This is a genomic window from Pacificibacter marinus (assembly GCF_018860505.1).
Taxonomy (GTDB): domain Bacteria; phylum Pseudomonadota; class Alphaproteobacteria; order Rhodobacterales; family Rhodobacteraceae; genus Celeribacter; species Celeribacter marinus_B.
The window spans coordinates 375,773-401,559 of record NZ_JAHKPU010000019.1; the positions used below are offsets into that span (position 1 = coordinate 375,773).

Consider the following 25,787-nt stretch of genomic DNA (forward strand, 5'->3'; position numbering starts at 1 on the left):
TGTTGAGGCTGTTGAGGCTGCAAATGACGTACCTCTACCTGACGCAAGCGATGATGAGCCTTCGGTCGATTCTATTTTGTCTGCTCTGGGAAATGAGGCAGTGCAAGAAACACTCCAAACCGACCCAGTGGCCACAACCGATGGCGCACAAACCGACATGCCTCATGTGGATGCGGATCAAGCCTTGCACGATATGGACCCAACTTTGGCCGCAGACATCGCCGAAGCCACACGCGCTCCTGAACAATCAGCCCCCGAAGCCACTGAACAGCCTGACCCATTGCGCCGCGTGCGCGCACGCGTGATCAAAATGCGCCGTTCAGATGTAGACGTGGATCAAGATCAAGCGGAACCAAACCTGCCTGAGACAGAGGTAGACGTAGAGGCAGAAACCGAATCAACAGACGTCAACGTAGAAAGCCTATCCGCCAAAATGGACTTGGCTTCTCAGACTGACGATGCCGAGGCACAAGCAGAGGAAGACGATCTGGCAAAGTTGCTGCGCAAAGAATTGGGCACATCTTCGCTGGACGACGACGCCGAAGATGAACTGATGCGCGAATTGGCTGAGGTCACGTCATCAACAACGACGCAATCTGAAGTTGCCGCTGATATTCTCTCTGACGAGAACGATGATGAGGATACAGATGCTGACTTTTCTGACGTTGCGGCAAAGGTTGCTCAACCGTCTGACGACGTCGCACCGGAAAATGAATTCCGTCTTGATGGTATTCTTACAGATGAAGACGACGATGATGACGACGGCGACGAGACCCGCAACATGTTTGATACGTCTGACGACTCTGTCTCGCGCCTGCTTGATACAGCGGAACGCGAAATGGGAGACGGTGAAAACGTGCGTCGCCGCAATGCGATCCAACATCTCAAAGCGGCTGTTGCCGCAACCCGCGCAGAGCAGGCCGAACAGCCAGACACAACGGACGCCCAAGACGCGGCTCAAGTTGACCCCTACCGCGAAGATCTCGCGCGTGTGGTTCGCCCGCGCCGCCCAATTGAAGCTGTCGCTCAAGGAGTGCGTCGCCTTGCACCTTTGATGTTGGTTTCAGAGCAACGCATTGACGCGCCACAAGACTTGCCCATGGGCGCGAACATTACGCCTGTGCGTCCACGCCGTATTTCCTCTGCTGCTTTGGCAGTTAAAGAAGACGAACAGTTCTCACCTGAGCTCGATGAAGCGGCAGAAACGCCGATGAAGAATGAGACCGCCGGTACCTTTGCCGATTACGTGGAAACTGTCGGTGCCGAGGGCCTGAATGACCTGCTGGAAGCCGCAGCGGCCTATTCAAGCTTTATCGAGGGACGCGAAACAGTCACACGCCCGCAGATCATGCGTTTGGCCAGCCAAGCGATGCCTGAAGAGTTCCCGCTGGAAGAACGCCTTCGCTCTTTCGGGCAACTTCTACGCCAAGGTAAAATCCGCAAAATCAAACGCGGTCACTTTACTGTCGCAGATGGCACACGTTTCAAACCAGAGGCCGCCGCCAGCTAAAGGTTTCCCAACACACAGCATTACAAAAAAGGCCGCTCAATCGAGCGGCCTTTTTAAATAGTCATATTAATATTTTATGCGTCGTCTTGGTTGTGATCGGCCTGATCATCCAGCTGGCCAATCCCCATGAAAACCGATTTCAACGGAATCGCCCAAAGAACACCCATACCGACATAAATCGCCAATTCCACCCACATAGAGGGGCGCTCGAACAGGCTGACCAGCTTGAGGCACAAAGCGATGTAAACAGGCAGCCCCACCACCAGAACCAAAAGGGCCACGCGTCTGCGGGCTTTGTACGATAGGGCCATCTGCGATCACTCCTCTTGTATCAATCTTCAAACGGATCAGTGACGAGGATCGTATCTTCGCGTTCTGGCGATGTGGACAACAACGCCACAGGACACTCGATTAGCTCTTCAACACGTTTGACATATTTGATCGCATTGGCGGGCAAATCATTCCATGAACGGGCACCTTCTGTGGTCTCGGACCAACCGGGCATTTCTTCATAGATCGGTGTGCACCGCGCTTGGGCATCTGCGGCTGTTGGCAGGTAATCCACACGGGATCCGTCCAAATCATAGCCGACACAAATCTTCAACGTCTCGAAACCGTCAAGCACATCGAGTTTGGTCAGACAAATCCCGTTCATGCCTGAAGTTGCGCAGGTCTGGCGCAGCAAAGCCGCATCAAACCAACCACACCGGCGCTTGCGGCCAGTTGTTGTGCCAAACTCATGACCACGTTCGCCAAGGCGTTGCCCATCGGCATCGTCGAGTTCGGTCGGAAACGGGCCTTCGCCCACGCGCGTGGTGTAGGCTTTCACGATCCCAAGCACATAATCAATCGCCCCTGGTCCCATGCCAACGCCCGTCGCGGCTTGGCCTGCGATCACGTTGGAAGACGTCACAAACGGGTATGTGCCAAAATCGATATCCAAAAGCGCACCTTGGGCACCTTCGAACAAAATACGTTTGCCCGCTTTGCGTTGTTCGTTCATCACTTTCCAAACAGGCCCAGCGTAGGGCAGGATTTTCGGCGCGATTTCAGTGAGTTTAGCGATCAGGTCATTGCGGTCGATTTCTTCAAGACCCAGACCACGACGCAACGCATTGTGATGCACAAGCGCGCGATCAACCCGCAACTCAAGCGTTGCAGGATCAGCAAGATCGGCCACACGAATCACACGACGGCCAACTTTATCTTCGTAAGCTGGTCCAATGCCACGACCGGTTGTGCCGATTTTTGCAACTGCGTTTTGGTTTTCGCGGGCGCGATCAAGCTCTCCGTGGAATGGCAGAATCAGCGGCGTATTTTCCGCAATCATCAAAACATCTGGTGTGATTTCGACACCCTGCGCACGGATCGTTTCGATCTCGCCAAGCAAGTGCCACGGGTCAAGCACAACGCCGTTACCGATCACAGACAGCTTACCACCACGCACAACGCCAGATGGCAAAGCGTGCAGTTTGTAGACTTTGCCATCCACAACAAGCGTATGACCTGCATTGTGGCCGCCTTGAAAGCGCGCAATCACATCTGCACGCTCGGACAACCAGTCCACAATCTTGCCTTTACCTTCATCGCCCCATTGGGCGCCGACCACGACGACGTTTGCCATATCCTAATTCCTTTGGATTGGATGAAACCCGCGTCGGTATAGCCATAGGTTCGCGCCGATGAAACCTTAAAACGGCATTGAAGCGATCTAAGCGTCATCTGTTTTGTACAATTGCGTGCAATAAACGCCTGATTTACGGCGGACAGTCTGCACTGCTGGGTCTAGGATGCTTTTATGGAACTGTTTGATCTGCCTGATTCCGATACGCTTTATACCGCCCTTGTGGCACGTGACCCATCCTATGAGGGGCGCGCCTTTGTGGGCGTGAGTTCCACTGGTATTTTTTGCAGATTCACCTGCCCTGCGCGCAAGCCCACACACGAGAATTGCAAGTTTTATAACACCATTGGCGCCTGTATCGAGGCGGGATTTCGCGCTTGTAAGCGCTGCCATCCTTTGCGGCCTGCAACCGAATCCGAGCCGGTGATCAAGATTTTACTTGAGGCATTGGAAACGCGCCCCGATCACAGATGGTTTGAAAGCGACATCACCGCCATGGGGTTGGACTTGCCTACGGTGCGCCGCGCTTTCAAACGTCACTTTGGTATGACCTTTTTGGAATTGGCCCGCCTCGAGCGTCTGCGCCGCGGCTTTGAGATTTACAATGACAGCGGCAAAGTCATAGACGCACAGTTGGAGGCTGGGTTCTCATCCTCCTCCGCCTTTCGCAGCAGTACGACCCGTTTGCTGGGCGCGGCGCTTGGCACGCTGTCTAAAAAACCGTTACTGTGCATCGATTGGATCAACACCCCCTTGGGGCCGCTGATTGCAGTGGCAGATACATCAGCACTGCACCTGCTTGAATTCATGGATAGAAAAGCCCTGCCCGCCGAAATGAAAAAGCTGACGGCGGGGGCCAATGGCGCGATTGGGTTTGGGCACACAGCTATTCACGACCAATTGGCCGAACAGCTTGACGCATATTTCAGTGGGACATCCGCCGACTTCACTGTGCCATTACGATATCATGGAGGCGGATTTGCGGGGCGCGTTTGGGATGCCTTGCGGCGCATCCCTGCGGGGCAAACGCTAAGTTATGGTGCCTTGGCAAAATCCATCGACCAGCCCACAGCCACGCGTGCCGTCGCCAAAGCCAACGGAGCCAATCAAATTGCGATTTTAATCCCCTGTCACCGTATTCTTGGCGCTGATGGGGCCCTCACCGGCTATGGGGGCGGGCTATGGCGCAAACAACGATTGATCGAGATAGAGGCAGGCTTTGCCCAATGAGCCAGCTACGCCAAATTAGAGCGCGCAGGCCAGCCATAGGCAACTTCGCTCACGGTCCCATCCGCCGAGGCCTCAACACGTTCAGTGATAAACGTGCCCCCTAAAGCCGTGTAAAACGCACGCGCGGTTTCATTTTCGGACAAGACCCAAAGCGCTGAGCCATTCAAGCCCATCTTTGCCATAGCCTGCGCGCATGACTGCATCAAAGCACGCCCGATACCGCTGCGCTGATGATCGCCTTGCACATAAATGGCTGTGATTTCACCAGCATAATCGGCGCTGAGGCCTTCATCACGCTGCGCCCCGCAAGACGCAAAACCTTGCACTGTGCCGTCGATTTCGGCCACAAAACATGTCCCGCGTCCGGTTTCTGCAAAGCTGTTTAAAATAGTGGTCCAGCCTTTTTCGCGATCTGCGACAGTCATGCGCTCGATCAAGGCCTCTGGCACAAGACCTTTATAGGCGCTGTTCCAAACGGCGACTTGCACATAAGCAATGGCTTGGGCATCTGACACGGTGGCGGGGCGGATATGCAGTGTGTTTTCCATAAATCTATCTCTAGCAAATCAAATTCAAATGACAACGACCATGCGACTGGCGCGCTCAGATGCGGATCGGGCACAGGTCAGATACAGGCTTGGCACCGCTAATCTTCAAAAATTTGAGAACATTTCCCCAAGACCAAGGTCAAGGGGTTGCGCGTCCCCCGCATATTTCCTAAATACCAGCATCGAACTCATCCGAAAGCCTCTCCCATGGAAAACGTCATTCTTATCGTCCACCTGATCCTCGCGCTGTGCCTGATCGGTATTGTGCTGCTTCAGCGTTCTGAAGGCGGTGGTCTTGGCATGGGTGGCGGCGGTGGCGGCGACGTCATGAGTGGCCGCGCTGCAGCTTCTGCACTTGGCAAACTCACATGGATCTTTGCGATCGGGTTCATCTGCACATCCCTCACCCTGACAGTTTTGGCGCGCCGCGATGCTGCGAACTCGTCTGTTGTGGACGGAATCACGCTGGAAGATGCAACACCAGTGACACCAAGTTTGCCTGACGCAAGCTCGTTGCTGCCGCCATCTGCAGCCGATGCACCTTTGGCGCCCCCACGCGCTGAATAAACAAATCTAACGATACCTTGGGCATAGCGGATTTTCATCCGCAAGATGTTGCGGTTCGGTTGTGCGGGACGTCCGAATCTGTTAGTCCATAAATCCCGTGAACATGGCGTTTTTAAGCGCCATGTCTCAATATGATTTTGACCACTCACGGGAGCTACACCCACTATGGCACGTTACGTTTTCATCACCGGCGGTGTTGTTTCCTCACTCGGCAAGGGCCTTGCCTCTGCTGCTCTTGGCGCTTTGCTGCAAGCACGCGGATACACAGTTCGGTTGCGCAAACTTGATCCTTACCTCAACGTTGATCCGGGCACGATGAGCCCGTTTGAACACGGCGAGGTTTTTGTCACAGATGACGGCGCTGAGACCGATCTTGATTTGGGCCACTACGAGCGTTTCACTGGCGTCGCAGCCCGCAATACAGATTCGATTTCATCAGGCCGCGTTTACACGAACGTTTTGGAAAAAGAGCGTCGCGGCGACTATTTGGGGAAAACCATTCAGGTGATCCCGCATGTGACCAATGAAATCAAAGATTTTATCGATATCGGCGATGATGAAGTAGACTTCATGCTGTGCGAGATTGGCGGCACCGTGGGCGATATCGAAGGCCTGCCCTTCTTTGAAGCGATCCGTCAGTTCGCCCAAGACAAGCCCCGCGGTCAGTGCATTTTCATGCACCTCACGCTGTTGCCCTACATCGCCGCCTCAGGTGAGTTGAAAACCAAGCCGACACAGCACTCTGTCAAAGAATTGCGCACCATCGGTTTGCAGCCAAATGTTTTGGTCTGTCGTTCTGAGCATCCGATTCCAGAAAAAGAGCGCGAAAAAATCGCCCTATTCTGTAACGTGCGCAAAGAAGACGTGATCGCAGCGCCTGATTTGAAATCCATCTATGAGGCACCACTGGCGTATCACCGCGAAGGTCTTGACCAAGCTGTGCTGGACGCCTTCGGCATCGCCCCTGCCCCCAAGCCCGATCTGACGGTTTGGCATGATGTGGCAGATCGCGTGTTCAACCCAGAAGGCGAAGTTAAAGTCGCCATCGTTGGCAAATATGTGCAACTTGAGGATGCGTATAAATCCATCGCTGAAGCGCTCACACATGGCGGCATGGCCAACCGCGTTAAGGTGAAGGTGGAATGGGTCGACGCCGAATTGTTCGAACGCGAAGACGCCGCGCCCTATCTTGAAGGCTATCACGCGATCTTGGTCCCTGGTGGTTTTGGCGAACGCGGCACCGAAGGCAAAATCAAAGCGGCACAATTCGCGCGTGAACATAAAATCCCCTACCTTGGCATCTGTCTGGGCATGCAAATGGCTGTCATTGAAGCGGCGCGTAATTTGGCGGGCATTGATGCGGCTGGCTCAGAAGAATTTGACCACGAAGCGGGTAAAAAGCGTTTCGAACCTGTGGTGTACCACCTTAAAGAATGGATTCAGGGCAACCATAAAGTGCGCCGCAAATCCACCGACGACAAGGGCGGCACCATGCGTTTGGGCGCATACACGGCAACACTTACAGCGGGATCACGTGTGGCTGAGGCTTATGGCGCGACAGAGATCGAAGAACGTCACCGTCACCGCTATGAAGTCGACACCAAATACCGCGAACAATTGGAAGAAAACGGTTTGATTTTCTCAGGCATGTCCCCTGATGGACGCCTGCCAGAAATCGTCGAGATCAAAGATCACCCATGGTACATCGGCGTTCAGTTCCACCCAGAATTGAAATCCAAACCCTTCGCACCAGCGCCATTGTTCAAAGACTTCGTCCGTGCGGCGAAAGAAAATTCACGTTTGGTCTAAGCCCAGAAATAGGCCATATCAAAAGCGCACCTTTGCACAGAGGTGCGCTTTTGCGTTAAAGATCAAAACAATAGACTAGTCGAGATAACCAGCCAAGGCTCCTGCGATATGGCTGCCAGCTTCGCTTTCGCGTGACAACCCATCGATAGTACCTCGTTTATCGACATCAGATTTGTCCTGGTTGACCTTCCATTTGCCCTCAAGCTTATGGACGGTCAAACGCAAGCCAACGATGCCGCGTTTCAACGCAGAGAGATAGGCCACGGGCGCTTCGTTCATCTGCCAAGGTTTGGGGCGCCCTCCCTCATGATGTTGGGTCAAAGCCTCAAGGTGCTCGGCAATCCATTTGGGGTCTTCCACCGCTTCCAAAACACCATGTGCATGCACCGTGATGTAAGCCCAAGTTGGCACGACACGTCCATCCTCAGCTTTGGACGGGTAAAACGATGGCGAGACATAGGCGTGCGGGCCTTGAAAAACCGCGGTCGACGCGAAGCCATTCATCCGCCAATGCGGATTGGCCCGCGCGACATGCGCCTCTAAGATCACAGTCCCACCCTCATTACGCACCAGCCATGGCAGATGATTGATTTCAATCCCCTCAGAATGCGGCGTCACAAGAGCGGCAAAATTAATCTCTTGGATGGCAGCGCAAAGCACATCTGGGCGTCGCTCGCCAGTTCCTGCTGGGATATACATCTGCGTCTCCTGCTATGTTCGCAATTTTGCTAACATGCGATGCGCGCCGCGCACAGACGAAAGCGCAAGCCGTTACATAGGGCGGGGGTTTTGGCGAATCTTCGCTTAAGCGCGCATGTCTTTGGGGCTTTCCATAACGATATAAGAAGTGATCGAGTTCACCTGCGGCAGCACGCCCAAGACATCGGTGTGAAAGATCTTGTATGCCCCTAAATCAGCGGTTTCGACTCGCAAGATATATTCAAAGACACCTGTCACATTGTGACATTCTTTGACCTCAGGCGCACGGGCGATTGCACGCTCAAAGGCCTGTTGTGATTCTTTAGTGTGTTTGGACAGACCCACGGTGACATAAGCCAAAAAACCGATACCGACTTTGTTGCGATCAATCACGGCACGATAGCCTGCAATCACCCCACTACGTTCCAAGTCCGCTACACGGCGCGATGTGGCCGAAGGAGACAGCCCGATATGATCGGCCAGTTGCAAATTGGTCAGGCGACCATCTCGCTCAAGGGTGCGCAATATTTTATCGTCTATATGGTCCATATTCGAAATATATTGCAAATAATTGCACAAACAAGATGATTTTGCACAGGAATACGCTGCACAGAACTCTATATTAGCCAAATGGATATGACCTTATTTCTCGCCCTTTTGGGCTTTGCCTTTGTCGCCTCGGGCACCCCTGGGCCAAACAATCTGATGCTTTTGGCCTCAGGGGCCAACTTTGGCTTGCGGCGCACGGTGCCGCATATGCTTGGTATTTCGCTGGGGCATTCGTTCATGGTTTTTGTGATCGGGCTTGGATTGGCGCAAGTCTTTCACCGGCTTCCGATTCTACAAATAATACTGACCATCATCTCAATGGCCTATATGCTGTGGCTGGCGTGGAAAATTGCTCATGCGACTCCCCCCAAGGAAGGCGAAATCGGTGGCAAACCGTTCACATTTTTGCAAGCTGCCGCCTTTCAATGGGTCAATCCGAAAGCCGTGATCATGGCCATCACTGCGCAGACCAATTATGCGCAAGGCGACACGTGGGCGGCGGCTTTGGCCGTGGGGCTTGGGTTTTTGATGGTCAATTTTCCCGCCATCACCCTTTGGGCATGGTTGGGGACAGAGTTACGCCGTTTTTTAACCAATCCACGTCGTTTGACAGTGTTCAACTGGACCATGGCGGGACTTTTAGTGATTTCTATGGTGCCAATCTTATTTCATTAAGAAACTGTCATATTTCCCTGATTTAAGGCACAGTTGCACCATAGCGGCACCAGAAGGATCACGACACATGACATTTGACAAAGATGCACAAGATTGGCTCGAAGCGGAACTTGCGGATTCACTGGATGAGGAATTCGAGCTTGAGCTGGAAGACGCACTTTTGTCTCAGGAAATCAAGAAAATCTACCAAAAAGCCCATCCCAATGCCCTGTCCCGTCATGAATATTTCTACGACCTTTTGCGCTTGCAAGCAGAGCTGATCCGCCTGCAAGACTGGGTACAACACTCAGGCGAAAAGATCGTTGTGTTGTTTGAAGGCCGCGATTCTGCTGGCAAAGGCGGTGTGATCAAACGCATCACCCAACGCCTTAATCCACGGATCGTGCGCACAGTGGCCCTACCCGCGCCATCTGACCGCGAGAAAACCCAGTGGTATTTTCAACGCTACGTGCCGCACTTGCCTGCTGCAGGCGAAATAGTTCTGTTTGATCGGTCTTGGTACAATCGTTCCGGCGTTGAGCGGGTGATGGGCTTTGCAGATGAAGATCAGGTTGAGCAGTTTTTCCAAGACGTTCCCGATTTCGAACGTATGTTGGTGCGTTCAGGCATCAAGGTGGTGAAATACTGGTTCTCGGTCTCTGACGAAGAACAGCAAATGCGGTTTTTGATGCGCATTCACGACCCGATGAAACAGTGGAAACTCTCGCCAATGGATTTGCAATCGCGGGTTCGCTGGGAACAATACACCAAAGCCAAGGAAGAGGCGTTCGCGCGCACAAATATTCCTGAGGCCCCGTGGTATATTGTTGAGGGCAACGACAAAAAACGGGCGCGTTTGAATTGTATCGATCACCTGCTGTCGCTGTTCCCCTACGAGGACGTGCCCCACGAGGAAATCACCCTGCCAGAACGCGTGTACAACAAAGATTACGAGCGTGCTGTATTGCCGCCCGAACTGTATGTGCCATCAAAATATTGACGATCATGTGATTGTCTCCGGCTTTTCCTTTGGGCTTGTGGGGCTTATGGTAATCGTATGTTTGCAGATTTTCTCAATCGGCTGATTCAGCCGCAGCCGCAGCGCTTGTCGGGCGCAGATTCCAATTTGGCCTTGGCGGCGCTTTTGGTGCGGGTCGCGCGTGCGGATGGCCATTATGATGCAGGCGAAGCGGCACGGATTTTGTCAGTGCTGCGCGAACGCTATGCTCTGGACGAAACGGCGGGATTGGCATTGCGTGCAGAAGCCGAAGTGCTTGAGGCCGAGGCCCCCGACACTGTGCGCTTTACCCGTGCCATCAAAGATGCGGTGCCATATGAAGATCGCGCTGACGTGATCGAAGGGCTTTGGTCCGTGGTCTTGACCGATGGGCATCGCGACCATGCTGAGGATACATTCTTGCGGCTGGTGGCAAACCTGTTGGGGGTCAGCGATGTTGACAGTGCCTTGGCGCGCCAACGGGTTGCCCAAAATCTGAGCTAAATCGCCTCAAATGCACGCTAAAGCTGTGCATAAACGGATGACATCCGCCCATATTGATGAATCCCACGACATTCGCACGGTTTTTAAGCTGTGACGTGGGGGAATTTCATCAAAGTCTGTTGCATCTGGCACAGAATCTCAGCTTACTCAGTTTCAATGTTGACCAAAGACTCAAAAACCTCGCCCGTGATCGAAATCCGTGATTTGCATAAATCCTACGGCGATCTTGATGTGCTCAAAGGCGTCTCGCTGACGGCTGAACGCGGACAAGTGATTTCGCTGATCGGCTCATCGGGATCCGGAAAATCAACGCTTTTGCGGTGCGCCAATTTATTGGAAGACAGCCAAAGCGGCGAAATCCTGTTTGAGGGCGAACCGATCTCGTGGAAAGGCAGCGGTCATATGCGCCGCCCACGTGACCGCAAACAGGTCATGCGCATCCGCACCAATCTGTCGATGGTGTTTCAACAATTCAATTTATGGGCTCATATGACAATTCTTGAAAATGTCATGGAAGCCCCTGTCACGGTTTTGGGCCGCGATAAATCCGAGGTCGAAACCTCAGCCCGCGCCTATCTTGATCGTGTAGGCATCGGCGACAAATGCGATGTCTATCCTGCCCAAATGTCAGGCGGCCAACAGCAACGTGCAGCGATTGCCCGCGCGTTATGTATGGAACCGAAAGCCTTATTGTTTGATGAACCCACCTCGGCGCTTGACCCTGAGTTGGAACAAGAAGTGGTCAAGGTGATCAAATCCTTAGCCGCTGAAGGGCGCACGATGATGATCGTCACCCACGACATGCGCATGGCGGCCGATATTTCGGACCATGTTGTTTTTCTTCACCAAGGCTTGATCGAAGAGCAAGGCCCGCCTGCCGCACTTTTCGGCAAACCAAAATCAAAACGTTTGCAGCAATTTCTAAGCTCAACTGTATCTGCCTAAAACAAACACAATCAATAAAAACCACCACCAGTCTGGGAGACCAAAACTATGAAAAAACTAATTCTCTCCACCGCCCTATTGGCCATCACTGCGACTGCGTCTTTCGCAGACACCGTGCGTATGGGCACCGAGGGCGCCTACCCTCCCTACAACTTTATCAATGATGACGGCGAAGTTGCTGGTTTCGAACGTGAAGTCGGCGACAAACTTTGCGAAATCGCCGAACTGACCTGTGAATGGGTGACAAACGAATGGGACACCATCATCCCGAACCTGTTGTCTGCCAACTACGACACCATCATCGCAGGCATGTCCATCACAGAAGAACGTGAAGAAGTCATTGACTTTACACAAGATTACTACCCGCCAACAGCATCTGCCTATGCCTCTGTGTCAGACGGCGTCGATTTGATGGGCGGTGTGATCGCAGCGCAGACATCCACAATCCAAGCAGGTCACGTGGCCACAACAGGCGCAACCTTGGTTGAATTTGCCACATTGGACGACACCATTGCGGCCGTGAAAAATGGCGAAGTGGATGCTGTATTTGCAGATAAAGACGCGCTTGTGCCCTTCGTGGAAGAACAAGACTTTATGTTCCTCGGCGACGATGTGCCACTGGGTAAAGGTATCGGCATGGGCTTGCGCGAAAGCGACGCCGAACTGAAAGCCAAGTTTGACGCAGCAATCGACGTGATGAAGGCCGATGGGTCTTTGAACGCTTTGCTGATCAAATACTTCGGCGAAGAAACAGCGACTTACTAAGCGTTTTTCGGGGCCGGTACGCTGGCCCCGATTTTCATTATGTTCGCATCTTGCACAGACCCATCCACGCTTGACGGCCTCAATTGGCTCGCCTGTTATTTGACAACGGGCAAGCATGTTTTGTTCTACAAAAGCTTTATCGTTGTGCTCACGCTTTTGGCCGTGACCGCCCCGATTGCGCTTGGCGTGGGGTTTCTGGGGGCCATTGCTGCGCGGTCCAAAGTCGCGCCTGTGCGCTGGTTTGGGACGCTTTACACCTCGATGGTGCGCGGTGTACCGGATATCGTTTTCTTTCTTTTCGTCCCCTTGGCGATGGATCAAGGGTTTGAATGGACCCGCCACAAGATTTTGTGCCCCGATTGGTCTGAACCGATCCGCCAAGGCAATGACTTTCTAGTCTGTTCTGCAGCCAAACTTCCCTTAGGGTCTGCCCCGCAAACCACTCATGAAATCTATGGCTTCATTCTGGCTGTGATCGCCTTTTCCATCGTCTTTGGGGCCTTTGCGGCCAATGTGCTATCGGGCGCGATGTCCGCCGTGCCCCGCGCGCAGATGGAAACCGCCGAAGCCTATGGTATGTCCCCACGTCAAAGTTTCTGGCGTATTCTAGTGCCGCAAATGTGGATCTATGCCCTGCCCGGTCTGTCAAATCTTTGGATGATTTTGATCAAGGCCACGCCCCTGCTGTTCTTGCTTGGTGTCGAAGATATCGTATATTGGGCGCGTGAACTTGGCGGCGCAAAAACCAGCCATTTCGATTATCCGCATCCCGACTGGCGCTTGTGGTATTTCCTTGGGCTATTGGTGTTTTATCTCGCTTTTACAAAGATTTCCGAAATCGTATTGGACCGTCTCACCATCCGTTTGTCACGCGGCCAAGCCACTGTCGCGGGTGAGCAGATGAGGAAAGCCGCATGAGTTGCCTGCAAACCATTTCCGATTATGCGTTTCGTTCCATCGGTTACGGCCCCCGTCTTTTGCCCAAATCCGACATCACCCTGTGCGAACAAGTGACCTTGATCGGCTCAGGCATGTTGTGGAACATCTATTTCGGTGTGCTGGCCTTGGCCTTTGGCTTTGTCTTTGCAACCCTGTTGGCGGTTGCCAAAAATACCCCCAATCCTTGGCTGCGCAAACCGGCTGAATGGTTCATGTTTCTGTTTCGCGGCTCGCCCTTGTTCATTCAATTTTTCTTGGCTTACGAACTTTTCGTTCAATTGCCCAAAGCGGGCATCGAACTCTTTGGCATGACCTTGGAAACCGGCAATCTGACCCGCGCTTGGGCGGGGGCTTTGATCGTGTTGTTCCTCAACACTTCGGCCTATTCTGCTGAAATATTTTATGGTGCGTTGCGCTCTGTCCCCAAGGGCGACATGGAGGCTGCGGACGCCTACGGCATGGTTGGCTGGACGCGGTTTCGACGGGTCACTTGGCCTACTATGTTGCGTCTTGCTTGGCCGTCATACACCAACGAGGCGATTTTTCTATTTCACGCCACCGCTTTGGTGTTTTTCTCAGGCTTTCCAGCCTGGCAGCAAAAGGGCGATGCGCTGTATTACGCGTCGTATTTTGCCGAAAAAACGTTCAACCCCTTTGTGCCCTATCCAATCGTTGCGGGGTATTTTGTGGTGTTGATCGTGATTGTGATTGGTATTTTTAACATCATCAACACTCGGCTTAATCGTCATCTGCCCATTGAGCGCCGCCCGCGCCTTAGGTTTAAACCGCAGATCATTCGGTGATTTAAACGCCATGCTTGCGTGCCTTCTCGTGCCGCAGATGCGTCGTTTGTGATTGTTTTTTTTTGGTATTTGCTCAGGCGTAAAGCGCCGCCACATCACCGCCTGACCATTCCCCACCCCACCTAAAACCTGCCCTCAACTGTAACGATTATGCGAATTTTTCCGCCGACGCATTTACAGTGGTAGATTTTTACGCGCCGCACACTTACAGTTATGCTGAAAAGATATTTTATAAATGGTGAAAGTCATGACTGCAGGTCCGAACGTATACGATTCAGAGCCCATTCCACAGGCAGCACGCGCAGAAATAGAGCGTTTGCTCAGTTCAGGCGACCTCTTTCGCTACACCGCACCCGAAAACGCCCCCGTCACCTTGTTAGAACGTGAATTTGCCGCAATGCTCGGCGCGAAATATGCGCTGGCCGTATCCTCTTGTTCCGCCGCGCTATTCTTGTCTTTGAAAGCGCTTGACCTGCCCCGTGACGCGAAAGTTCTTATCCCTGCCTTTACCTTTGCGGCCGTGCCTTCAGCGGTTGTCCACGCAGATTGCATCCCTGTTTTGGTCGAATGCGGCGATAATTACCGGATAGATTTGGACGATTTGAAAGCGAAACTCGACGATGATATCAGCGCTGTTTTAATTTCTCATATGCGCGGTCACACCTCTGATATGGATGCGATTGTGGCGCTCTGCGACACGCATAATGTGCCGCTTATTGAAGATGCCGCGCATTCACTGGGCACGGTTTGGGATGGTCAAAACATTGGCACTATTGGCAAAATCGGTTGTTTCTCGTTCCAGTCTTACAAGCTGTTGAACGCAGGTGAAGGTGGCATTTTGATCACCGATGATGAAGACATCATCGCGCGCGCTGTGATCATGTCCGGTGCCTATGAGCACAATTGGAAAAAACACAACGCATCCCCAAGCTCCGCATTGGATGCAGCCTTTGATCGCGTGCAAAATCAGCTGCCGCTTTACAATCAACGTCTGTCAAATTTGGCCGCTGCCGTCGTGCGCCCACAACTGGCCGAAGTGCCACGCCGGGTGCAAGATGGCCGTGCCAACCACGATTATGTCGCGGCTCAATTACAATCCACGCCATTTCTGACGGTGCCAGACAAACTTGAAAAAGAAGTTCGGGCGCCTGACAGTCTACAGTTTAACTTGGTCGATTTCTCGCCAGAAGAAGCTCTGAGCTTTCAATCTGCCGCCAAAGCCCGCGGCGTTTCGGTTCAGGTGTTTGGCCTGTCTACAGACAACGCCCGTGCCTTTTGGAACTGGCAGTTCTTAGGCGACACGCCCGATTTGCCCAAGACCCGCGCTATGCTGTCCAAAGCCTGTGACACGCGATTGCCTGCGCGTCTGCAAAAAGCGGATTTGGACTTTATCGCAAGCGCTTTGATCGAGGCTGCATCAGACGCCAAGGGCATGGTACAAGCGGCGGAATAATCCGTAGTCCTCAAAATACAAAAATACCGTCCAGACGTATGGGCGGCGTTTTAGCTGAGAACTTTGAAATGTCCAGACAACCAAGAGTTTGCTGCCACGGCAGGTTGGACAAGCTGTGTTTCGATCAAGGGACGCAAACGTGCCGCAATATCGTCAGCCATGTCTTCCATCCCGTCTTTGCGCACGAAAACGGAAATACGGCGAGACATCGGGGCAAAGGGCAGCGGGTGAAGGTCAATGTCTTCGGCATAGCGCCCTGCTTGCTGTGCGCCCATCGCGGTGAGAATAGTCCAGCCAGTCCCGCCCGCGACCATCGCCATCATCGCACGGTAGCTGTCCAATTCAAATCGATGCACCAAATTGACGCCTTCGGCCGTCAAATGCTGGGCCAATTCGCGCCCCATTGCATGGCGGCGCGTGTATTCGATAAAGGAAACATCTTTTAGGTCGTCCAACGATGCCCCGTGCCCGTTGGCGGTAACAACAACAAAAGGATCATCCAGCAAGGGTAAGCTTTTCATCCAGTTTGACTTAGAAATATCGGCTGCGACAATGACATCCAGACTGCGATGTTCCAAGTGATCTAGCAGCCGATGAGATGGGCCCGTTTCCAACTCGAAACGCGTGTGCGTCAACGTATCGGCCATACCCGACAACAGAATTGGCGTCACTGAAGCCTCGAAATCTTCGATCATTCCTAAGCGCAATGACCCCAATTGAGACAGATCGAGACCCGCGATCTCTGAGCGTGCGTGGGAGGCCTCGCTGACAATCGTCAGCGCGCGTTTGCGTAATATCCGCCCCGCAGGCGTCAATGTCATCGGGCGTTCGCGGCGGTTCAACAGCTCGGTTCCCAAAGCCGTTTCCAAATTGGAGATTTGCTGAGACACCGAAGAGGGGGAAGCTCCAAGTCGTTTGGCCGCAGCAGAAACCGATCCATCTTCGGCGGCGGCCAAAAATACTTCAATCCCCCACAGACTGAACCGCCCAATCGTATCGTTCATCATTACACCCTTTACAATTCTCAGTAACGCTAGGGTGCAGACGCTAAATTGTCAGCCCCGTTACAGTATAAAATCACTTTTGAACGACATTGTGATCTTCGTTAAAGACAAAAGGCCCACCAAAATGGATGGGCCTTTTATACAGTTAAATCCTAACGACTAGAGCTTGGATAGTTTTTCTTGCAACTCGGCAAGCTGCCGTTTGATGTCACCTAAGTCTTCTTTGTCTTCCGTTTTGGAAGACGATGGTCTGGTGGGCCATGCGCCAGGTATTCCGCTTGTCATCGCCTTCAAAAACGCTTCTTGCTGCGCTTGAATGGCTTCCAACCCCGGAATTGTCGGGATGCTCGTTCCCATATTTTCCATCATGGTCGCAGAGCCACCGCGTAGCATTTCAAAGCTTTGTGCCAAAAATTGGGGCACCACAGAATTTACTTCTGTTGTGTAGCTGCGCACCAAATCGGTCAGCACCCCCAAAGGCAAAACACTTTCGCCACGCCCCTCATGTTCGGCAATGATTTGAAGAAGATACTGGCGGGTCAAATCATCACCTGATTTCAAATCAATGATCTGCACCTCGCGTCCAGCACGAATAAACCCAGAGATGTCTTCGAGTGTCACATAGTCAGATGTCTCGGTGTTGTATAAACGCCGTGACGCATACCGCTTGATCAAAAGCGTCCCGCTTTTTGAGTCAACCATGGGCGCCCCTCCCTAAATATTGCATTGCAGAAAGCCTATGCCCACGATTTTGGAAAAGCAAAAGAAAAGGCAGGTTTATATGAAACAGATTGTTCATAAAGACAGGCGAACAAAAACGGGCCCGCTCAAATGAGGGGCCCGTTTTGGTGCAATCTGTACGCAGGGAGGAGGAGGGAGGAGGCGCGCACAGGTTGCCAAAGAGATTACTTAGCTGGTGCAGTCGCTTTTTTAGCGGCTTTCGTAACTTCGTCAGTTGCTTTTTTAGCAGCTGCAGTCACGTCTTCGCCCATGTCTTTGCCAGCGGCAAGCATCAGTTCAACAGTTTCCATTTGTACTGTTTTTGCAACTTCAGCAAAGGCAGCCATGTTTTCAGCGGCAAGCTCGGCTTGAGCAGATGCAAAATCTGTGAACGCTTTTGAATAGTCAGCAGGCTCAGCTTTTGCACCTGTGACGTCAGCCACTTTTGAGAGTGTTTCTTTTGTCCATTTGGAAGAAATCTCGGAAGATTTCTCAGCTGCAGCGATTGCAACTTTAGACATTTTATCGCTGAGCGATGCATTGGTTTTGAAACCGTCTTGGAATGCAGTCATGTCAACGGGGAATGCGCCCATCATGTCTTTCATGATTTTTGTGTAGTCTTCAGCCATGATCATATCTCCTGAACTTATGTTCTGTGCGGAGGTGCTGGCCCTATGGCAGCAGATCCGCTTTGCTTCGTCTACAGTCAATATGGATGCTGCACCGCAGCAAATCAAGTGAAGTTTCTGCAACGCAGCATATTTTTTCAAAACCAAACGGAATCAGAGAGTTCCACGCGCTGTTACATATGTGCCTGGCGCCGGAGCCAGCTCAACCGCACCCGAATCACCAATATTGCGCGCAGGGATCATGTCGCCGGAACGCCCCTTGAGCCATGTTTCCCACCGCGGCCACCAACTGCCCTCGTTAAATTTGGCAGCGTCTTTCCACTCCTGAGGGGGCAGGCTCATGTCATCATTGGTATAATGGCCATATTTCTTTTTGCTGGGCGGGTTCACGATGCCAGCGATATGGCCTGATTGGGACAGAATAAAGGTTTTGTCCTCAGCCCCCATCTGACGCACACCGTTATAGGAACTGGACCACGCCGCAATGTGATCGGTTTCGCAGCCAATCGCGCAAACAGGGACATCGACTTCGGACAGGTGCACGTGGGTGCCACAGATCGGAAAGCCCGTCGTCGCCAATTTATCGCCTTGGCAAAGGTGACGCAGATACTCGACCGCCATTTTGCCCGGCAAATTGGTGCCATCCCCGTTCCAATACAGCAAATCAAAGGCTGGTGGCGCTTCGCCCAACATATAGGACCGGATCGCAGGTTGATAAATCAGATCATTGGCACGCAGATACGAAAACGTGCGTGACATATAAAGAGAACTCATAATGCCTGTGCGTCTGGCCTCGACTTCGATCCCATCAACAAAGTCATCATCCAAGAACACGCCGACTTCGCCTTGATCAGAAAAATCTGTCAAAGTGGTAAAGAATGTGGCCGAATTGACAGAAGTATCTTTGCGCTGTTTCAGCAGACCCAGCGTGATCGACAATGTGGTGCCTGCAATGCAATATCCCGTGACGTTGATCTTTGGCGCGCCAGTGATTTCTTTTACTTTATCGATCGCGGTTAAGAACCCCTCTTCGACATATTGATCCATCCCGACCTCGGCATAGCTTTCGTCAGGATTCACCCAAGAGACCACGAACAACGTATAACCCTGATCCACGACCCACTTGATCAGCGAGTTTTTATCTTTGAGGTCAAGCACATAGAATTTGTTGATCCAAGGCGGGAACAACAACAACGGCACGTCATGCACCGTTTCGGTGCTTGGCGCATATTGGATCAGCTCGAACATCCGATTGCGAAAGACCACAGATCCTTTCGTGGTGCCAAGATTGCGCCCCACTTCAAAAGCTTCCGTATCGGCCAAGCTGACAATCATTTGCCCGTCATGTGCCTCGATATCGCGCACAAGGTTTTCCAGCCCCGTCACCAGACTTTCGCCATTGGTGGCAACGGCTTGCTCAAGCGCATCTGGATTGGTGGCCAAAAAATTGGTGGGCGCAAGCATGTCAACGATCTGGCGCGTGAAATAATCAATACGTTTGCGATCACGCGCGTCCAAACCTTCGATGTCTTGCACAGCATCCGTCATCGCCTGCGCGTTGGCGACATATTGTTGTTTGATGAAATTGAAAAAGGGATGCGTATCCCACAAGGGGTTTGCGAAGCGGCGGTCTTTGGGCGTCTCATCATTTGGCGGCGTCAGGTCGCCTTTGGACAACCGGCTTTGCGCATCCGCGAAATGCGCCAGCGTTTTGCCCCAATAACCGATTTGATGCTCGATAATCTTTGCAGGATTGTTAATCATCTCGGCGGCATAGGCCGAAGCCGCCTTGACAAACAGATCATCGCTTGGGCCTTGCAGTGCTTTGGGAATCGGTTTTGAGCGCGACATGGCGGCCGCAAGTCGTGTGGAAAGCTCTTCGATCTTGGCGATATTGGCGTTCATCACATCCAAATCACGGATTTCACTGTCTTCTTTCAGCGTCATCTCGTCACCTCCCTAAACACTTTGCACTTGCAGCAATTAAATATACTGTAAGACTATGAGATCACGATAGTGCGACTTTTCCAATAGGGAAGCTCAGCAAGGCCGAAACTTCGGCAGAACGGAGACCAGATGCGATTCATGGCAAGCTATGACTTAATGGAAACCCTACGCACCACCAATCAGTGGTTCGGGGCGACTGCACAGGCGCTCGGCTCTTACCCTGCGGCCTCAATGACGGTGAACCCTGCATTGCAAATGATGGCAGCTTGGGGCGAAGTGACAGAACGATCTTTCGCGCGCATGGCGACCAAACCCGATTGGGGCATCGCCAGCGTTGTTGGCACAGACGGACGCGATCACATCGTTGATATCAATATCGAGATGACCAAACCCTTTGGCGATTTGATCCATTTCAACGTGCAAGGTCGTGATGAAATGCCGCGCAAGGTGCTAATCGTGGCCCCCATGTCAGGCCATTACGCCACCTTGTTGCGCTCCACCGTTGTGTCTTTGCTGCCCGATTGCGAAGTCTACATCACTGATTGGCACAATGCCCGTGATATTCCAGTGTCCGAAGGCAAGTTCGACATCGAAGATTACACACTCTATCTCGTTGAGTTCATGAAATATATGGGACCACAAACCCATGTGATTGCCGTGTGCCAACCCGCCCCATTGACCTTGGCGGCAACAGCCTATCTGGCCGAAGAAGATCCCGCCGCGCAACCACGCACGCTGACATTGATCGGTGGGCCAATCGACCCAGATGCCACCCCAACGGATGTGACAGACTTTGGCAACCGTGTCACCATGGGCCAGCTTGAACAAAGCATGATTCAGCGCGTTGGGTTCAAATACAAAGGCGTCGGGCGCAAGGTCTACCCTGGCCTTTTGCAACTCTCATCGTTCATTTCCATGAACGCTGAGACCCACGCCAAAGCCTTTACTGATCAAATCAGCCGCGTCGCCAAAGGCGAAGCCAGCGATCACGACAAGCACAACAAATTCTACGACGAATACTTGTCTGTGATGGATATGACGGCTGAGTTTTACCTCTCAACGGTGGACCGCATTTTCAAAGGGCTTGAAATCGCCAAGAATGAATTTGTTGTCGATGGCAAAAAAATCGACATCGGCAAAATCACCGACGTGGCGGTCAAAACTGTCGAAGGCGAGAACGACGACATCTCTGCCCCTGGCCAATGTGTCGCGGCGTTGGACCTGTGTACAGGCCTACCAGACAGCAAAAAAGCCTTTCACCTAGAACCAGGTGCAGGTCATTACGGGATATTTGCAGGCCGAAGCTGGCGCAACAACATCCGGCCATTGGTTTTGGACTTTATTGACCAGAACTCAGGACCGCGCGTTGTGGCTGGCACGCAAACGGCCCCTAAAGCAAAGGCCAAGGCCTCTGCCAAAAAGGCGAGCTAGGTTTAACGTAAAACCAGCGGCGCTTCGATTTTAAGCCAAGATTGAAGCGCCCGAGACATCGCGCGCGGTGCCTCAAGCATCGGCAAATGCCCTGCCCCTTCTATTTGCACATACTCAGCACGCGCCATCAATTCGGCCATGAATTGCTGACGGCGTGGCGGCACAAGCGTATTGGCAGCCCCCCCGATCACCATGCAAGGCAACCGCGCACGGCGCAGCACGTTTTGCATATCGGGACGGCGTTGGATGATCTTTGATTGACACAAATAAGTTTCAGCACCTATCTCCAGCGCCATATCGATCCAATGATCTCGAATAGCATTGCGATACTCCGTGTCTGCCAAGGTCGTACTTGGCATCTCCTCCATCAAAACTTCGCCCAAACGTCCCGCTTTTGCGCGCACGATGCGCGGCTCACGCGCAGCGGCCGCGCTTGGAGTTTCCCCTTGGGCCGAGGCACAAATCAATGCAAGCCGTGTCACGCGCTTTGGCGCACGGCGCAAAATTTCTGTGGCGACAGTTGCCCCAAGATCGTGGCCCGCAATTGCAAACGTCGGCGGGGCGGTGGCCAAGACAGACTCGGCCATTTCCTCAAGACTGTTGCCAAGCAAAGGCGCCACCTGCACGGCATGTGCGCCGCTTAAATCGGCAACCTGATCAACGAACACACGTCCGTCAGACATAAACCCAGGCAGCAACACCACAGCTTCGTTCATTTCTCGCCCCGTTTTACAAACAACAACTCGCGCCCTCAGATTGCGAAGGAACGCCCCAGCGTCAAGCACTCACCTGACATGAAAGCCGATATCCGCGCAGAATTGCAGTCACAAACGCGACAACACCTCTAAAATGGCCGTTTCGATGATGTCCATACAGTCCGGCGTCGAAAAGCTATGATCCGCGCCTTTGACAAATTGTAGGCGCACGTCATCGCCATCTGCGTGATCCAACAGACGAAGAGCAACAGAACGTTTCACCGAACTGTCATGCGTCCCTTGCAAAAAGCGCACCGGAAACGGCAACCGTAAAGGCGTGCGTAGCACTAGGTTTTGCCGCCCATCTTCAATCAATTTGGCTGTGATCGGATAGGGTTCGCCATAGCCCGAGGGCAAAAGCACCACACCGTTGTCACTCAGCTCGGCCTTTTGCGCAGGCGTGAATCCCGCCCACATACTGTCTTCGGTGAAATCGGGGGCTGCGGCGATACCCACCAATCCCGCGATCTTTTGTGGCATGTTTTGCGTCAACAGCAAGGCAATCCAACCGCCCATAGACGACCCGACCAAGACTTGCGGCCCATCTGTCAACGCCTCAATCGCAGCTTTCGCATCTTCGGCCCATTCGCCAATAGAGCCATCCGTAAACACCCCCTCGCTTTGACCATGCCCTGAATAATCAAAGCGTAGAAACGGGCGCCCCTGTGCTTTGGCCCAGGCTTCAAGCCTGACAGCTTTTGTACCCTCCATGTCAGACATAAATCCGCCAAGGAAAACAATGCCAGTACCAGTGCCTGCGCTTCGATTATAAGCGATGCGCCGCCCCGAATCTGTGTTCAAATACTCTGTCATAACGCCTCATATCTGTTGTTTGACTGACCTATAATAGTCTGCGACCGAATTGGGAAAGCCCAACCATGTGCCCAGACCACACTTTGCATCAACCTTCGGCTGATCGTGATCAGGATTTGCTCTGACGGGTTTGCCCATGTGTTCGTCTGGCCATGTGTTAAATGCGTCCATGAACCGCGCATGAGTGCCGTCTCAACCGGTCTATATCCTGCGTGTTTGCATCTGATGCTTCAAGCGGTTTTGCCACATCAATACCGCTTATGCCCCCCATCAAATTTATCCGCGTTGACAATGTCGCGACACAAAGCGAAAAAGCGCGCACATAAAACCCGCAACCGGGCGCTTAGTAGGCGCCAAAACGACGAGGAACGCCCAGATGGCCCCAGTCACAATCAAACTTACCCTCCCCGATGGCTCTGTTCGCGAATATGACGCAGGCATTACGCCTGGCGAAGTGGCGACAAGCATCGCGACCTCTTTGGGGAAAAAGGCGATCTCTGCCACTGTGAACGGCGCGCATTTCGACCTGCAATGGCCGATCCATGCCGACGCTGATATCGCGATCCACACCCTGCAAGACGACGATCAAGCGCTTGAGCTGATCCGCCACGATTTAGCACACATCATGGCCCGCGCCGTGCAAAATATTTGGCCAGATGTTAAAGTCACCATCGGTCCTGTGCGCGACCACGGCTGGTTCTACGATTTCGACCGCAAAGAGTCCTTCACCCCCGAAGATCTTGGCACGATTGAAGCCGAGATGAAAAAGATCATCAACGCGCGTGATGCGGTGAAAACCGAAACTTGGGACCGCGCCCGTGCGATCAAATTCTATGAGGACGCAAATGAGCCCTTTAAAGTCGAGCTGATCAACAAAATCCCCGAGGGCGAAGACCTACGCATGTACTGGCACGGCGACTGGCAAGATTTGTGCCGTGGCCCGCATTTGCAAAACACCGGTCAAGTGCCTGCGGATGGGTTCAAATTGACCCATGTTGCTGGAGCTTACTGGCTGGGTGACAGCACGCGCCCGATGTTGCAGCGCATCTACGGCGTCGCGTTCAAAAACCGCAACGACCTAAAAGCCCACATGACTATGCTGGAAGAGGCAGCCAAACGCGACCACCGCAAACTGGGCCGCGAAATGGATCTGTTCCACATGCAAGAAGAGGCCCCTGGCCAAATCTTCTGGCACCCGAATGGCTGGAAAATTTACACACAATTGCAAGATTATATGCGCCGCATGCAAGACGCAGACGGCTATGTCGAGGTGAACACCCCGCAAGTGGTGAACCGCGTGCTGTGGGAAAAATCCGGCCACTGGGACAATTACCAAGAAAATATGTTCATCGTTGAAGTCGACGAAGATCATGCCCGCGAGAAAACAATTAACGCACTCAAACCGATGAACTGCCCCTGCCACGTGCAGGTCTACAACCAAGGCATGAAATCTTATCGCGACCTGCCTTTGCGTATGGCCGAGTTCGGATCGTGTAACCGCTACGAACCTTCAGGCGCTTTGCATGGGATCATGCGTGTGCGCGGGTTCACCCAAGATGACGCGCATATTTTCTGCACAGAAGAACAAGTCGAAGAAGAAACCAAGAAATTCGTGATTTTTCTTGCGAAAGTTTACGCAGATCTTGGGTTTGATCAGTGGAAGGTGAAACTGTCCACGCGCCCTGAAAAGCGTGTTGGCACTGAGGAAAGCTGGGATGCGGCCGAGGAAGCCTTGGCCAACGGGATCAAAGCCGCAGGATATGAGTATGAAATTCAAGAGGGCGAAGGCGCTTTCTATGGACCAAAGCTTGAGTTCGTATTGACCGATGCAATTGGTCGCGACTGGCAGTGTGGCACGCTGCAAATCGATCCGAACCTGCCTGAACGCCTTGACGCATCATATATCGGCGCCGACGGGAACAAACATCGCCCGATCATGTTGCACCGCGCCGTTTTGGGATCATTCGAGCGCTTCATCGGCATCTTGATCGAATCTCATGCAGGCAAGCTGCCATTCTGGTTGGCCCCCCGTCAGGTGGTGGTTGCGACGATCATTTCTGACGCCGACGACTATGTGCATGAGGTTGTCGCGCAACTGCGTGCCGCTGGTGTGCGTGCAGAGGCAGACACCCGCAATGAGAAGATCAACTACAAGGTTCGTGAGCACTCTTTGAGCAAAGTTCCTGTAATATTGGCCGTTGGCGCGCGTGAGGTCGAAGAACGCACTGTTTCAGTCAGACGCCTTGGTGAGAAACAAACCTCGGTCTCGCCACTGGATGAATTGGTGGCGAAACTGAAAATCGAAGCCCTTGCGCCAGACCTTCAGTAAATCGTAACCTATTGAAAATAAAAGAAGGCGGTCAGGATTTGGCCGCCTTTTTTATGTCTAGATCACACGCAACTCACGTTTTCGTTTGTTACAACACCTGACACACGCGTGGGACACAGGCCTGTGAATGGTATGAAAGGGGCATTTGCGCCAAAGTGTCTACACCGCCAAATACGGCGCAAACGCATATCACTTAGGGAGACTATCAATGTCCAAACACACAAAATCACTCGCTCTTGCTGGCGCTCTTGCTGCTGCTCTTTCTGCTCATGCAACAACTGTGTCTGCTCAAGAAACTGAAAAATGTTACGGTGTTTCTCTCGCTGGCGAAAATGACTGTGCAGCTGGCCCAGGCACAACATGTGCAGGGACTTCTAAAGTTGACTACCAAGGCAACGCTTGGTCTTTGGTTCCGGCTGGTACTTGTGCAACAATCGAACTTCCAGCAGACGCTGACGGCATGATGCGCCACGGTTCCATGGAAGCCCTTGATCGCGACATGGCGTCTTAAGCTCAAAATTCCGATCGCCGCGTTTGTGCGCGGCGATCACACTCTAAAAGGG

25 protein-coding genes and 1 pseudogene are annotated in these 25,787 nt (G+C 52.7%); 15 read left to right on the top strand and 11 right to left on the bottom strand.

What is annotated here, in order from left to right; translation table 11 throughout:
• Nucleotides 1–1,510: pseudogene (locus tag KO503_RS06995) on the top strand (hypothetical protein); the annotation flags it as partial.
• A 74-nt stretch (nt 1,511–1,584) separates the two neighbouring features.
• Here KO503_RS06995 and KO503_RS07000 read toward each other — a convergent pair.
• Both KO503_RS07000 and KO503_RS07005 read right to left on the bottom strand, forming a co-directional pair.
• Nucleotides 1,585–1,821 carry a DUF2842 domain-containing protein gene (locus KO503_RS07000; RefSeq protein WP_215990820.1) on the bottom strand — a complete coding sequence of 79 codons (237 nt, stop codon included), beginning with the start codon at nt 1,819–1,821 and terminating at the stop codon, nt 1,585–1,587.
• Between the two features lie 20 nt (nt 1,822–1,841).
• Nucleotides 1,842–3,134 carry an adenylosuccinate synthase gene (locus tag KO503_RS07005; protein ID WP_215990821.1) on the bottom strand — a complete coding sequence of 431 codons (1,293 nt, stop codon included), beginning with the start codon at nt 3,132–3,134 and terminating at the stop codon, nt 1,842–1,844.
• Between the two features lie 174 nt (nt 3,135–3,308).
• On the opposite strand from KO503_RS07005, the gene KO503_RS07010 reads away from it, so the two are divergent.
• Nucleotides 3,309–4,364: a bifunctional transcriptional activator/DNA repair enzyme AdaA gene (locus KO503_RS07010; RefSeq protein WP_215990822.1), complete on the top strand. Its 1,056-nt coding sequence runs from the start codon at nt 3,309–3,311 to the stop codon at nt 4,362–4,364.
• Nucleotides 4,365–4,369: 5 nt separating this feature from the next.
• Here the strand turns inward: KO503_RS07010 and KO503_RS07015 are convergent, their stop codons facing one another.
• Entirely contained in the window at nt 4,370–4,912 is a 543-nt protein-coding gene (locus KO503_RS07015; RefSeq protein WP_215990823.1) for a GNAT family N-acetyltransferase, read from the bottom strand.
• A 207-nt stretch (nt 4,913–5,119) separates the two neighbouring features.
• Between KO503_RS07015 and secG the strand changes: the two genes are divergently transcribed.
• Together secG and KO503_RS07025 are read left to right on the top strand one after the other, a co-directional pair.
• Entirely contained in the window at nt 5,120–5,479 is a 360-nt protein-coding gene (gene secG / locus KO503_RS07020; RefSeq protein WP_215945006.1) for a preprotein translocase subunit SecG, read from the top strand.
• Between the two features lie 165 nt (nt 5,480–5,644).
• Nucleotides 5,645–7,288 carry a CTP synthase gene (locus KO503_RS07025; RefSeq protein WP_215990824.1) on the top strand — a complete coding sequence of 548 codons (1,644 nt, stop codon included), beginning with the start codon at nt 5,645–5,647 and terminating at the stop codon, nt 7,286–7,288.
• A 75-nt stretch (nt 7,289–7,363) separates the two neighbouring features.
• On the opposite strand, the gene KO503_RS07030 is transcribed toward KO503_RS07025, so the two are convergent.
• Together KO503_RS07030 and KO503_RS07035 are read right to left on the bottom strand one after the other, a co-directional pair.
• A complete protein-coding gene (locus KO503_RS07030; protein ID WP_215990825.1) occupies nt 7,364–7,987 on the bottom strand; it encodes an FMN-binding negative transcriptional regulator in 624 nt (207 codons plus the stop codon).
• Between the two features lie 105 nt (nt 7,988–8,092).
• Nucleotides 8,093–8,536 (bottom strand): Lrp/AsnC family transcriptional regulator, encoded by a 444-nt coding sequence (locus KO503_RS07035; protein ID WP_252730972.1) that lies wholly within the window; start codon nt 8,534–8,536, stop codon nt 8,093–8,095.
• An 81-nt stretch (nt 8,537–8,617) separates the two neighbouring features.
• On the opposite strand from KO503_RS07035, the gene KO503_RS07040 reads away from it, so the two are divergent.
• The 8 genes from KO503_RS07040 (at nt 8,618) to KO503_RS07075 (ending at nt 15,596) form a co-directional block, all read left to right on the top strand.
• Nucleotides 8,618–9,211, top strand: a complete 594-nt coding sequence (locus KO503_RS07040; RefSeq protein ID WP_215990827.1) for a LysE family translocator — start codon at nt 8,618–8,620, stop codon at nt 9,209–9,211.
• A 67-nt stretch (nt 9,212–9,278) separates the two neighbouring features.
• Nucleotides 9,279–10,190: a polyphosphate kinase 2 gene (gene ppk2, locus KO503_RS07045; RefSeq protein WP_215990828.1), complete on the top strand. Its 912-nt coding sequence runs from the start codon at nt 9,279–9,281 to the stop codon at nt 10,188–10,190.
• A gap of 57 nt (nt 10,191–10,247) precedes the next feature.
• The gene (locus KO503_RS07050; RefSeq protein WP_215990829.1) at nt 10,248–10,691 is read left to right on the top strand and encodes a TerB family tellurite resistance protein; all 444 of its coding nucleotides are present in this window, start codon (nt 10,248–10,250) and stop codon (nt 10,689–10,691) included.
• Between the two features lie 156 nt (nt 10,692–10,847).
• Nucleotides 10,848–11,636, top strand: coding sequence for an ABC transporter ATP-binding protein (locus KO503_RS07055; protein ID WP_215990830.1), 789 nt, complete (start codon nt 10,848–10,850; stop codon nt 11,634–11,636).
• Between the two features lie 48 nt (nt 11,637–11,684).
• Nucleotides 11,685–12,401, top strand: coding sequence for a transporter substrate-binding domain-containing protein (locus KO503_RS07060; protein WP_215990831.1), 717 nt, complete (start codon nt 11,685–11,687; stop codon nt 12,399–12,401).
• A 39-nt stretch (nt 12,402–12,440) separates the two neighbouring features.
• Nucleotides 12,441–13,319 carry an ABC transporter permease gene (locus tag KO503_RS07065; RefSeq protein WP_215990832.1) on the top strand — a complete coding sequence of 293 codons (879 nt, stop codon included), beginning with the start codon at nt 12,441–12,443 and terminating at the stop codon, nt 13,317–13,319.
• A complete protein-coding gene (locus KO503_RS07070; RefSeq protein WP_215990833.1) occupies nt 13,316–14,143 on the top strand; it encodes an ABC transporter permease in 828 nt (275 codons plus the stop codon). The genes KO503_RS07065 and KO503_RS07070 overlap by 4 nt, the downstream gene beginning before the upstream one ends.
• A gap of 247 nt (nt 14,144–14,390) precedes the next feature.
• Nucleotides 14,391–15,596, top strand: coding sequence for a DegT/DnrJ/EryC1/StrS family aminotransferase (locus tag KO503_RS07075; protein ID WP_215990834.1), 1,206 nt, complete (start codon nt 14,391–14,393; stop codon nt 15,594–15,596).
• A gap of 50 nt (nt 15,597–15,646) precedes the next feature.
• On the opposite strand, the gene KO503_RS07080 is transcribed toward KO503_RS07075, so the two are convergent.
• The 4 genes from KO503_RS07080 to KO503_RS07095 all read right to left on the bottom strand — a co-directional run bounded on the left by KO503_RS07080 (nt 15,647) and on the right by KO503_RS07095 (nt 19,896).
• A complete protein-coding gene (locus tag KO503_RS07080; protein ID WP_215990835.1) occupies nt 15,647–16,600 on the bottom strand; it encodes a LysR family transcriptional regulator in 954 nt (317 codons plus the stop codon).
• 159 nt (nt 16,601–16,759) lie between these two features.
• Nucleotides 16,760–17,302 (bottom strand): polyhydroxyalkanoate synthesis repressor PhaR, encoded by a 543-nt coding sequence (gene phaR / locus KO503_RS07085; protein ID WP_215990836.1) that lies wholly within the window; start codon nt 17,300–17,302, stop codon nt 16,760–16,762.
• Between the two features lie 203 nt (nt 17,303–17,505).
• On the bottom strand, nt 17,506–17,955 hold the full coding sequence (locus tag KO503_RS07090) for a Phasin (protein WP_215990969.1): 450 nt from the start codon (nt 17,953–17,955) through the stop codon (nt 17,506–17,508).
• Between the two features lie 147 nt (nt 17,956–18,102).
• Nucleotides 18,103–19,896 (bottom strand): PHA/PHB synthase family protein, encoded by a 1,794-nt coding sequence (locus KO503_RS07095; RefSeq protein WP_215990837.1) that lies wholly within the window; start codon nt 19,894–19,896, stop codon nt 18,103–18,105.
• Between the two features lie 129 nt (nt 19,897–20,025).
• Here KO503_RS07095 and phaZ point away from each other — a divergent pair, with 129 nt between their 5' ends.
• Nucleotides 20,026–21,327 (top strand): polyhydroxyalkanoate depolymerase, encoded by a 1,302-nt coding sequence (gene phaZ / locus KO503_RS07100; protein WP_215990838.1) that lies wholly within the window; start codon nt 20,026–20,028, stop codon nt 21,325–21,327.
• A gap of 2 nt (nt 21,328–21,329) precedes the next feature.
• On the opposite strand, the gene KO503_RS07105 is transcribed toward phaZ, so the two are convergent.
• Nucleotides 21,330–22,043, bottom strand: a complete 714-nt coding sequence (locus KO503_RS07105) for an alpha/beta fold hydrolase (protein ID WP_215990839.1) — start codon at nt 22,041–22,043, stop codon at nt 21,330–21,332.
• A gap of 108 nt (nt 22,044–22,151) precedes the next feature.
• Entirely contained in the window at nt 22,152–22,895 is a 744-nt protein-coding gene (locus KO503_RS07110; RefSeq protein ID WP_215990840.1) for an alpha/beta hydrolase, read from the bottom strand.
• Nucleotides 22,896–23,271: 376 nt separating this feature from the next.
• Here KO503_RS07110 and thrS point away from each other — a divergent pair, with 376 nt between their 5' ends.
• Nucleotides 23,272–25,224: a threonine--tRNA ligase gene (gene thrS / locus KO503_RS07115; protein ID WP_215990841.1), complete on the top strand. Its 1,953-nt coding sequence runs from the start codon at nt 23,272–23,274 to the stop codon at nt 25,222–25,224.
• Nucleotides 25,225–25,432: 208 nt separating this feature from the next.
• On the top strand, nt 25,433–25,735 hold the full coding sequence (locus KO503_RS07120; RefSeq protein WP_215944987.1) for a BufA1 family periplasmic bufferin-type metallophore: 303 nt from the start codon (nt 25,433–25,435) through the stop codon (nt 25,733–25,735).
• Nucleotides 25,736–25,787 lie beyond the last annotated feature (52 nt).